7 protein-coding genes and 2 pseudogenes are annotated in these 10,540 nt (G+C 70.7%); all 9 read right to left on the reverse strand.

Annotated elements, in window-relative coordinates; translation table 11 throughout:
* Window positions 1–40: 40 nt before the first annotated feature.
* Window positions 41–145, reverse strand: a pseudogene (locus ACFVW8_RS36320) (inositol monophosphatase); the annotation flags it as partial.
* A 97-nt stretch (window positions 146–242) separates the two neighbouring features.
* The gene (locus ACFVW8_RS36325) at window positions 243–2,108 is read right to left on the reverse strand and encodes a gamma-glutamyltransferase family protein (RefSeq protein WP_389697800.1); all 1,866 of its coding nucleotides are present in this window, start codon (window positions 2,106–2,108) and stop codon (window positions 243–245) included.
* 120 nt (window positions 2,109–2,228) lie between these two features.
* Window positions 2,229–3,185, reverse strand: coding sequence for an ABC transporter ATP-binding protein (locus ACFVW8_RS36330; protein ID WP_389697812.1), 957 nt, complete (start codon window positions 3,183–3,185; stop codon window positions 2,229–2,231).
* Between the two features lie 83 nt (window positions 3,186–3,268).
* On the reverse strand, window positions 3,269–4,366 hold the full coding sequence (locus tag ACFVW8_RS36335) for an ABC transporter ATP-binding protein (protein WP_389697802.1): 1,098 nt from the start codon (window positions 4,364–4,366) through the stop codon (window positions 3,269–3,271).
* Entirely contained in the window at window positions 4,363–5,250 is an 888-nt protein-coding gene (locus ACFVW8_RS36340) for an ABC transporter permease (RefSeq protein ID WP_389697804.1), read from the reverse strand. The genes ACFVW8_RS36335 and ACFVW8_RS36340 overlap by 4 nt, the downstream gene beginning before the upstream one ends.
* Window positions 5,247–6,200: an ABC transporter permease gene (locus ACFVW8_RS36345; RefSeq protein ID WP_389697806.1), complete on the reverse strand. Its 954-nt coding sequence runs from the start codon at window positions 6,198–6,200 to the stop codon at window positions 5,247–5,249. The genes ACFVW8_RS36340 and ACFVW8_RS36345 overlap by 4 nt, the downstream gene beginning before the upstream one ends.
* The gene (locus ACFVW8_RS36350; RefSeq protein ID WP_389697808.1) at window positions 6,197–7,780 is read right to left on the reverse strand and encodes an ABC transporter substrate-binding protein; all 1,584 of its coding nucleotides are present in this window, start codon (window positions 7,778–7,780) and stop codon (window positions 6,197–6,199) included. Before ACFVW8_RS36350 ends, ACFVW8_RS36345 begins: the two co-directional genes overlap by 4 nt.
* A 224-nt stretch (window positions 7,781–8,004) precedes the next feature.
* Window positions 8,005–8,871: pseudogene (locus ACFVW8_RS36355) on the reverse strand (ThuA domain-containing protein); the annotation flags it as partial.
* Window positions 8,872–8,943: 72 nt separating this feature from the next.
* Window positions 8,944–10,005, reverse strand: coding sequence for a chitinase (locus ACFVW8_RS36360; RefSeq protein WP_389697810.1), 1,062 nt, complete (start codon window positions 10,003–10,005; stop codon window positions 8,944–8,946).
* Window positions 10,006–10,540 lie beyond the last annotated feature (535 nt).

Consider the following 10,540-nt stretch of genomic DNA (forward strand, 5'->3'; position numbering starts at 1 on the left):
GTCGTCACCACCGTCGTCGCCATGGCCGCCGTCGTCTCGCGTGTGCGGCGAGCTGCCGGTAGCGCGGCATGATCTCGGCGGCGGGCGCTGCGCGGACCGCCGCCTCGACCTCGGTCAGGTCCCCGGCAAGGAAGTCATCGATCATGCCCCCAGCTAAGCACGCGGCGCCGGGCGGCCGACGACCTGGTCATGGCGGGTGGATGGCCGGCCGGCAGCCCCGTCGTGGCCGGAGGCGGTGGCCGTCAGCGGCCGACCGCGTACCCCTGCATTCCCCTCGGGTTCGCGGCCGCGGACAGCACCCCGGTCCTCGGGTCGCGGGCGACGGCGCACATCCGGCCCTCGGACCACGGGTCGCCGACCGTGACGTCGTGGCCGCGGCGGCGCAGCCCGGCGACGATCTCCGGGTCCATGCCCTCCTCGACGGTGACGCTGCCGGGGCGCATCCCGCGCGGGAAGAAGGAGCCCGGGAAGCTGTCGTTGTGCCAGTTCGGGGCGTCGATGGCGCCCTGGAGGTCGAGGCCGCCGCGGACCTCGGCGCGCAGGGCGACGGAGAGGAAGAAGTGCAGCTGCCACTGGTCCTGCTGGTCCCCGCCCGGTGTGCCGAACGCCATCACCGGTACGCCGTCGCGCAGGGCGAGGGACGGGGTGAGGGTGGTGCGGGGGCGCCGGCCGGGGGTGAGGGAGTTCGGCAGTCCCTCGTCCAGCCAGGCCATCTGGAGGCGGGTGCCGAGCGGGAAGCCCAGCTCGGGCACGACCGGGTTGGACTGGAGCCAGCCGCCGCTGGGGGTGGCGGAGACCATGTTGCCCCAGCGGTCGACGACGTCGACGTGGCAGGTGTCGCCACGGGTGGCGCCGTCGGCGGCGACGGACGGCTCACCCGCGCGGTCCACGGTGGCCGTCGGCTCTCCCGCGCCTTCCTTGGCGACCGTCGGCTCGCCGACGCCGGCCGCAGGTATGCCCATCGCGTCGAAGCCGGACTCGCCGGAGGCGACGGCGTGGGCGTGCTCGCTGAGGACGGGGGTGCGGCCGTCGGGGCTGCCCGGGCGCAGCTCGTGCGAGGCGTCGTCGGTGACCAGCGCGCGGCGGGCGGCGTTGTACGGCTCGGAGAGCAGCGCGGTGAGCGGGACCTCGTCGGCGTCGCCGTACCAGGCCTCCCGGTCGGCCATGGCGAGCTTGCAGCCCTCGATGAGCAGGTGGACGTACTCCTCGGAGCCGTACCGCGGCAGTTCGGCGGGGAGCAGGGCGAGCTGCTGGAGGAAGGCGGGGCCCTGGCTCCAGCCGCCGGCCTTGGCGAGCGTCCAGCCGTTCCAGTCGTACGTGGCCGGGGCCTCGTACGAAGCGGACCAGCCGGCCAGGTCGGCGGCGGTGAGGGTGCCGGTGTGGCGCGCGCCGCTGGTGTCCATGGTGGGGACGGCGGCCTGGCGGACCAGGGCCTCGGCGATGAAGCCCGTGCGCCAGATCGCGCGGGCGGCCTCGATCTGTGCGCTGCGGTCGTCGCCGCCGGTCTGCTCGGCCTCGGCGATCAGCCGGCGCCAGGTCGCGGCGAGTGCCGGGTTGCGGAACAGCTCGCCCGGCTTCGGGGACTCGCCGTCCGGCAGGTACACCTCGGCTGATGAGGGCCACTCGTTCTCGAAAAGCTCACGGACGGTCTCGACGGTCTGGCCGACCCGGTCGACGGGCGCGTGACCGTCCTCGGCATAGCCGATCGCGTACCGCAGGACCTGGGCGACGGTCATGGTGCCGTGGTCGCGCAGCAGCAGCATCCAGGCGTCGAAGGCGCCCGGTACGGCGGCGGCGAGCGGTCCGGTGCCGGGGACCAGGTCGAGGCCGAGCGAGCGGTAGTGGGCGACGGTGGCGCCGGCGGGCGCCGGGCCCTGGCCGCACAGCACCTGGACCTCGCCGTCCTTGGGCGCGAGGATCATCGGCACCTCGCCGGCCGGGCCGTTGAGGTGCGGTTCGACGACATGCAGGACGAATCCGGCGGCAACGGCGGCGTCATAGGCGTTGCCGCCGTCCTCCAGGACCGCCATCGCGGACTGCGAGGCGAGCCAGTGGGTGGAGGACACCATCCCGAAGGTGCCCTGGAGGGTGGGCCTGGTGGTGAACACGGATGCGGCTCCTTGCTGCGACGTGCTGAGTATCTGTGGTCCGTGGTGCGTTTTCGGATCGTACGTACGGGAGCCGGGCCGCCGTACCGGGGCCCGGACTCCGGGACGGGAGGTGCTGCGTCAGCCGGCCGCGTCCGGGGCGGTCCCGTCGTCGGCGACGAGATGGCAGGACACCTGCCGGCCGCCGGGCAGTTCCCGCAGGACCGGCACCTCGGTGCGGCAGCGGTCGGTGGCGAGCGGGCACCGGGTGTGGAAGCGGCAGCCGGGCGGGGGGTCGAGCGGGCTGGGCAGTTCGCCGTGGAGCACGATGCGTTCGCGGGAACGCTGCTGCTCCGGGTCGGGGACGGGCGCGGCGGAGAGCAGCGCCTGGGTGTAGGGGTGTTTGGGGGCGGCGAACAGCTCTGCGGTGGGGGCCTGTTCGACGATCTGGCCGAGGTACATCACGGCGATGCGGTCGGCGAGGAATTCGACGGCGGCCAGGTCGTGGGTGATGAACAGGCAGCCGAAGCCCCGGTCGCGCTGGAGGTCGGCGAGCAGGTTGAGCACGGAGGCCTGCACCGAGACGTCGAGCGCCGATGTCGGCTCGTCGGCGACGACGAGGTCGGGGTCGCAGGAGAGCGCACGGGCGATGGAGATGCGCTGGCGCTGGCCGCCGGAGAGTTCGTGCGGGTGCCGGTCGGCGTGCTCGGGGCGCAGTCCGACCTGGGCGAGGAGCTGCTCGACGCGCTCGCGAACGGCGGCGCCGCGGGCCCTGCGGTGCAGCCTGATGGGTTCCGCGATGATCTGGCCGATGGTCATGCGGGGGTCGAGCGAGGACGACGGGTCCTGGAAGACCAGGTGGAAGTCCTTGCGCAGCGGTCGCAGGGCGCGGCGGGACAGGTGGGTGATGTCGGTGCCGTTGATGTGGACGGAGCCGCCGGTGGGTTCGTCGAGCCGTACGGCGCAACGGCCGACGGTCGACTTGCCGCTGCCGGACTCGCCGACGAGGCCGACGACCTCGCCGTGGCCGATGGTGATCGAGACGCCGTCGACGGCTCGCACGGTGCCGCCGCCGGAGGCGCCGAAGTGCCGTTCCATGGAGTCGATCCGCAGCACGGGCTGCTGCTGGTCCGCCGCGTCCTCGCCGCTGTCGCGCGGGGCGGGGACGGTCTGCGCTGCGGTCACTTTCCGGCCTCCTGGTCGGGTCGGGCGGGCTGGACGGCGGGGATCGCCGTGAGGACGTCGGACGTCTCGTCGGCGGCGTACGGGTGCCGGCACGCGGCCCGGTGGGCGGCGTTCGCCCCGGTCGTGCGGTCGACGGACGTGAAGGCGGGGCGGCTGTCCGTACAGCTGTCGTCGGCGCGGCTGCACCGGGGGGCGAAGGTGCAGGCGTCGGGCTGGCTGTCCAGGCTCGGCACCAGGCCGGGGATCTCGGGCAGCCGGCGCTTGCCCTCGCCACCGGGGCGCAGGACGGCGCCGAGCAGCCCGCGGGTGTACGGGTGCCGGGCGGTGGCGAACAGGTCGTGGACGGGGGCCTGTTCGACAGAGCGTCCGGCGTACATGACCAGCACCCGGTCGGCCGCGTCGGCTACGACGCCGAGGTCGTGGGTGACCAGGACGATGGCCGTGCCGAGCCGTTCGCGCAACGCCTGGAGGACTTCGAGGATGCCCGCCTGCACGGTCACGTCGAGCGCGGTGGTCGGCTCGTCGGCGATGAGGACGGAGGGGTCGCAGGCGACGGCGATGGCGATCATCACGCGCTGGCGCATTCCGCCGGAGAGCTGGTGGGGGTACTCGGCGATGCGGCTGCGCGGGGCGGGGATGCCGACCAGGGCGAGGAGGTCCACGGACCGCTCCCTCGCCTCCTTCCGGCTCAGCCCCTGGTGCCTGCGGAGCACCTCGCCGATCTGCCGGCCGATGGTCAGGACCGGATTGAGCGAGGTCATCGGCTCCTGGAAGATCATCGCGATGTCCTTGCCGCGGATCCGCTGGAGCTCCTTCTCGGGGGCGCCGACCAGCTCCCGGCCGCTGAGCCTGATGGAGCCGCCGATGTGCGCGGTGGGCGGGAGCAGGCCCATGACGGCCATCGAGGTGACGGACTTCCCGCACCCCGACTCCCCGACCACGGCGAGTACTTCGCCGGGATGCAGATCCCAGGAGACACCGTCGACGGCGTGCACGGTCCGGGTGTCGGAGCGGAAGGACACCGACAGGTCGCGGACGCTCAACACCGGTTCGCGCACCGGCTCCCGTACGGTTTCGAGAACGGTCTCGGTCATCGGGTCCCTCCACGGGGGTCGAGGACGTCCCGCAGTCCGTCGCCGAGCAGGTTGAAGGCCAGGGTCGCCGCGACGATCGCCAGACCGGGGAAGACGGCGAGCCAGGGCGCCGGCGCCAGGAAGGACTGGGCGCCGGAGAGCATCACGCCGAGGGACGGGTCGGGCGGCTGCACGCCGAGGCCGAGGAAGCTGAGCAGCGCCTCGCCGATGATGGCGGCGGGGATGCCGACGGTCGCCTGGACGATCAGCGCGGAGGTGGCGTTGGGCAGGATGTGCCGGAAGAGCACGGTCCCGTCGCCGCCCCCGTTGGCGATGGCCGCACCCACGTAGTCGACGTGTTTGAGGCGCAGGGTCTCGGCCCGGGTGATACGGATGACGGCCGGGATCTGCGAGATGCCGATGGCGATGGTGGCGTTGGTCAGCGAGGGGCCGAGGATCGCCGCCAGGCCCACGGCGAGCACCAGGAACGGGAACGCCAGCATGGTGTCGGTGAGCCGGGAGATCGCCCCGTCGGCGTACTTCCCGTAGTAGCCGCCGGCCAGTCCCAGCGGCACGCCGATCACGAAGGCCAGCACGACGGCGACGAGGCCGACCTGCATGGAGGCGCGCGCCCCGTACACGATCCGGGAGAGCTGGTCGCGGCCGAGGTCGTCGGTGCCCAGCCAGTGGGCCGCGCCTGGTTCGGCCAGTACGTTCCCGAAGTCCGGCGTGGAGGGGTCGTACGGGGCGATCAGCGGGGCGAAGAGAGCGATCAGGATGAAGACGGCGGCGATGACGCCGCCGATCAGGGCGAGCCGGTTCCTGCGCAGGGCGCGCAGTCTGCCGCCGCCCGGCCGCCGCTTCGCGGCCCGCGAGGTGGGGAGCGCTGGGGTCGCTGTGGTCACCGGGCACCTCCGAGCCGGATGCGCGGGTCGATGACCGAATAGACCACGTCGACCAGCAGGTTGATGAGGATGTACGCGGCGGAGGTGCAGAGCACCACGGCCTGGAGCGTGGCGTAGTCACGGGTGAAGACGGCGTCGATGGTGAGCTTGCCGAAACCGGGCAGGACGAAGATCTGCTCGGTGACGACGGCGCCCGAGATGAGATGGCCGAGCTGGAGCCCCAGCACGGTCACCACCGTGACGAGGGAGTTGCGCAGGGCATGCCCGCCGACGACGGACCGCTTGGACAGGCCCTTGGCGCGGGCGGTGCGCACATAGTCGGCGGAGAGCGAGTCGAGCATCGCGGCCCTGGTCTGGCGCATCACGACGGCGGCGAGTCCGGAGCCGAGCACGATCGCGGGGAGCACCATGCGGCGCAGGTTGTCGACCGGGTCGGTGCCGAAGGGTACGTAGCCGGACGCCGCGAACACCGGTACGGCGATGGCGAATCCGAGTACCAGCACGATGCCGAGCCAGAAGGTGGGGATGGAGAGGCCGATCAGCGCGATGATGTTGGCGATCCACTCCTCGGGCTTCCCGCGACGCACGGCGGCGACGACACCGGCGCCGATGCCGAGGACCACGGCCAGCAGCAGGGAGAGCGCGGCCAGTTCCAGCGTGACGGGCAGGGCCTGCCCGATCGCGTCGGCGACCGGGAGCCCGGTCCTGGACGAGGTGCCGAGGTCGCCGGTGAGGGCGTGCCCGATGAACCGTCCGTACTGCACCACGATGTTGTCGTTAAGGCCGTACGCCTCCCGGATCGCGGCGAGCGCCTCGGGGCTGCGCTCCTCGCCCGCCAGGGCGAGGGCCGGGTCGCCGGGCAGGGCCCGGATGCCGGCGAAGACCACGATGGAGACGAGGAAGAGTGTGATGAGGGACTGGCGCAACCGCGTCAGCAGGTATTTCGTCATCGGGTGTACCCCGCAGTCGTGACCCGGACCAGTCCGTCGCCGTAGACGCGGATACCCGCGACGTCCTTGGTGGCGACGACGTAGTTCTTCTGCCGGTAGAGGTAGATGAGGGCGTGGGCGTCCTGGACGCGCCGGGTGAGTTCGTCGTAGATCTCGGTGCGCCGGGCCGGGTCGGCGACGGTGCTGCCCTGTGCGATGAGCTTGTCGATCGCGGGGTCACCGAGGCCGTAGGCGTTCATGGCGCCGGCGGTCCTGAGGAAGTTGGAGACGTTGCCGTCCGGGTCGAGCCGGCCGGACCATCCGCTGGTGAAGACGTCGTAATCGCCGTCGTCGGTCTCCGAGAGCATGGTGGCGTACTCGGTGGGCCGCAGCGAGAGGTCGAACCCGGCCTCCTTGACCATGGCCTGCAGCACCTGTCCGACGCGCCCCTGTTCGGGGGTGGTGGAGGTCTTCAGCTCGATCTTCAGCGGGGTCTTCACCCCGGCCTCCTTCAGCAGCTTCTTCGCCTTGGCGACATCGCGCTCGGGGCAGTCCTGGGCCTTGACGCCGGGGGCTATGGCGGACTGCGGCGAGATCGGTCCGCAGGCCGGTTCGTACATGCCCTGGAAGACGACCGTGTTGAGGGTGTCGCGGTCGATCGCGAGCTCGAACGCCTCACGGACCCGGACGTCCCGGGCGATCGGGGTGTCGAGCCTGCCGGGCTTCTTGCCGAGGCCGTTGACGTTGCCGACGTTGAGCCCGATGCCCTGGTAGCCGAGCGAGGGCGAGTTGAAGAGCTGGAGCCCCGGCTCGGTGAGAGCGCTCTGTACGTCGACGGGAGCCATCTGGTCGCCGACCTGGAGGTCGCCGGAGCGCAGGTTGGCGAGCCGGACGTTGCCGTCGGGGATGGGCTTGTAGACGACCCCGTCGAGGTGGACCTTGTCCGCGTCGTAGTAGTTGGGGTCCTTCTTCAGGACGATCCGGTCGCCGCCGACCCGCTCGACGAACCGGAACGGCCCTACGCAGGAGGGATGGTTGGTGAAGTTCTTGCCGTACTTCTTGAGCGCGGCCGGTGACATCACCATCCCGGCCCGGTCGGCGAGGACGCCGGTGAGCGGTACGTAGGCCTGCTTGAGCTTCATCCGGACCGTGTACGGGCCGGTGGCCTCGATGGAGGTGACCGGGGCGAGCTCGGTGCCGCGGGCGGATCCCGGCAGATCGCGGTGGCGCAGCAGTGAGGTGGCGACGGCCGCGGCGTCGAGCCGGGTGCCGTCGCTGAACTTCAGCCCGTGCCGCACCTTCAGGGTGACGGTGCGGCCGTCGGCAGAGGTGGTGGGCAGTGCGGCAGCGAGCTGCGGCACGACGACACCGTCCTCGTCGATGTCGTAGAGCTTCTCGCACATGCCCGCGAAGACCGTGCGGCCGACGAGGGTCTGGGCGAGTGTCGGGTCGAGTTTGTCCGGGTCGGAGTTGAGAGCGACGGTGAGTGTCCCGCCGTCGCGTACGGGCCGGTCGTCGGTCTTGCGTACACCGCCGACCTCGGTCGCCGAGGACTGCAACGACGCGCAGCCCGAGGTGAGGGACACCAGTACAACCGCCACCAGGGCAACCGCTTTTCGGCGCACGAGGGCCTACCTCCCGCCAGGGGGTGATCAAGGAATATCGCAGACCGTATTTCGCATACAGTCCGCAAGGCAAGAGGGGCGCCCACATAGCGGACGGTTTTTACTGACGATCGGATAACGGCGGGTGCAGAAGGCGTGAAGACGCCCGTCCGCACCCGCCGGTGTCAGCCGTGAGTGAGGAGGCGGTGGCTCTGCGCTGGCGTTCCGGCGACGGGGTCTCCCCCGCCGCCCAGCCATTTCAGTCCGTCCACGACGAACCTGTTCTGCGTCTCACTGTCGAAGGTCGAGGACAGAGTGGTGCCCGAGTCGTAGTCCATGGCGTTGTGGCCGAAGTTCGCGTACAGCATCCGGTAGCCGGTGTTGGTCCACAGGACGGGATAGTCGCCGCTGTACCAGGACTGGTTCGGGTCCGTGCCCAGCGGGAAGCTCACCGGATCGACGGAGGCCAGCACCTTGATGTCCGGATGGTCGCGAAGGTTGTTCTGCCAGGAGTACCACTCACTGACCGACGAGGTGAACGTGTCGGGCAGTCCCGTGGTGGAGGGGTGCGTACGGTCCTCGGTGCGCAGCACCGCGGTCGTGGGCCCCCAGGTGTTCGAGCTGAAGTTGCCGCTGCCGAGGAACTGGTCGTAGTACCAGGGCCATTCCTGGGCCTCCGTGGTGAAAGCGGAGACGTGGAAGCCCATCCAGCCGCCGCCGGAGCGCATGTACCGTTCGAATCCTGCACGCTGGGAGGCGGACTGCGGGGCGTCGTCGAGGAACAGGACCACCTGGTACTGGTCGGGGGTGATGGTGCTCAGCCGCTCCCAGTCGTTGGTGGAGGTGTAGGAGAAGTTGTTGGCCGCGGCGGTGGCGGGGAACCACCGGTTGGCTTCCTCGACGAAGCTGATGTGGGCCGCGTCCCAGGTGCCGTTGTAGAAGGCGATGACCTTGAAGTCGGGTGCCTGCGGCGCGGCGTGCGCGGGGGCCGTGGTGAGCACCGACAGCAGTGCCGGCAGCAGCAGGAGCCATCGCCACAGCCGGCCGGTACCTCCTCGTCCCGCGGCGGTTGCCCTGGGTGTGTTCATCCGAAGTCGTCCTTTCCGAACCGGGTGGGGGCCGGGCGGACCGGAGCAGTCCGCCCGGCGCGGCGGGCAGGATCAGCCGGTGTACTGGGCGAACACCTTCGTGAAGTCCCATGGTTCCTGGGAGACGCCCGAGCAGGTGTCGGCGCCGCCTCCGGTGCACGGGCGGTCCCGGTTGACCGACCAGAAGGTCAGCCGGGCCAGATGGCGCTGCTGGGCGTAGGCCAGGATCGTGCGGAAGTCCGCGACCGTCACCGTCTCGTTGTCGTCGGTGATGCCGTTCATCGAGGAGATCCCGGTGTGCCGGTACGCGTCGTCGTCCGAGTACCCGTAGGCACTCTTGACCACGTCCTTCAGCCCCTCGGCCGCACCGACGGTGAGGTCACCCATGTTCTGGCCCGCCCCGCCGAAGTCGAACGGCATGATCGTCCAGCTGTCCACGGTCAGCCCGGACGCCGACGCCTTGCTGACGAGGCTGTCGTCGGGTCCGCTCTGGCCGGTACCGAAGGTGACGTACACCTTGATGTCCGGGTTGGCGGCCTTCACCGTCTTCAACGCGTCGACCGTGCGCTGCTGCACCGTCTCACTGGCGTATGCGTCGGCCTCGATGTCGATGTCGATCGCCTTGAGTCCGTAGGCATCGATCACCTTCTGGTACGCGGCTGCCAGCTCGCCGGCGCTGGAGCAGGAGCTCTCCAGCTTGTTGCCGCTCCAGCCGCCGAAGGACGGGATGACGTCGCCGCCCGCAGCCCGGACGGTGTCCACCGTCTGCTGGTCGACACCGCCGGTCAGCGGCCTGCCGCCGTCCCACTGCGGGTCGCAGTAGCCGTTGCTGAGGACGAAGGCGAGCGTGAACCACTTGACGCCTGTGGCGTTCATGACCGTGGTCGGACTGGGCGGGCTGCCCCAGCCGTTGTAGAGGTACGGGGCGACCGCCATGTCTCCGGGCGCCGCGAGACCGGCTCCGCTCCCGGCTGCGGGCGCGGCCTGCTTCTCGCCGGCGGCGCCGGTGGGCCGTCCGTTGGCCGCGCCCAGGGCGGGCGAGCCGGTCAGCCCGGCGAGAAGAGCCGCGACGGCCACGACTCCCAGGGCGCTCCTTACGGCGGGAGCATGCCCGCGCAGCAGGTTTCGACTCATCAACTGTTCACCGTCCACATCTGGTTGGGGGCGCCGACGCAGGTCCAGATCTGCAGCCGGGCACCGTTGGCCGACCGGGGAGTCCAGGACTCCCCCTTCCGGCACGTGGGGGGAATTTCTGTCATGTATATGACATGACAGAGACAGGGCGCGTTGAGGCATGCCGAAGCCGCGCCGACCGGGGTGGGGTGTCGTACAGGAAGTGCAACGCGTGTGGGTGGGGGGTGCGGGATCAAGCTGTGGGGCTGCTGTGCGCAGGGGCTTAATTCACTACGTGATTTAAGAAGTGAACCAATCGACTGTCAAGGCCCTGGTCCGTACCAGTGCAAAGTCCTCACCCCCACCCCGCCCCGTTTGGGCCGACGCCCCCGGGCGTCCGAGGCCGCCGCTCACGGCAATTCGGCAGCGGGCGCCGTGCCAACAAGAGTCAAAGGCGGCACACCCGCCCGACGGGCCGCCCTCACCACTCCACCACTAAAGCTTCCTTCCTGGTGAAGGTGTCGCCGCGGTCTAACTTGATCTTTAACGTCAGGGC

The organism is Streptomyces sp. NPDC058221 (assembly GCF_042882365.1).
In the GTDB taxonomy this organism is placed as follows: domain Bacteria; phylum Actinomycetota; class Actinomycetes; order Streptomycetales; family Streptomycetaceae; genus Streptomyces.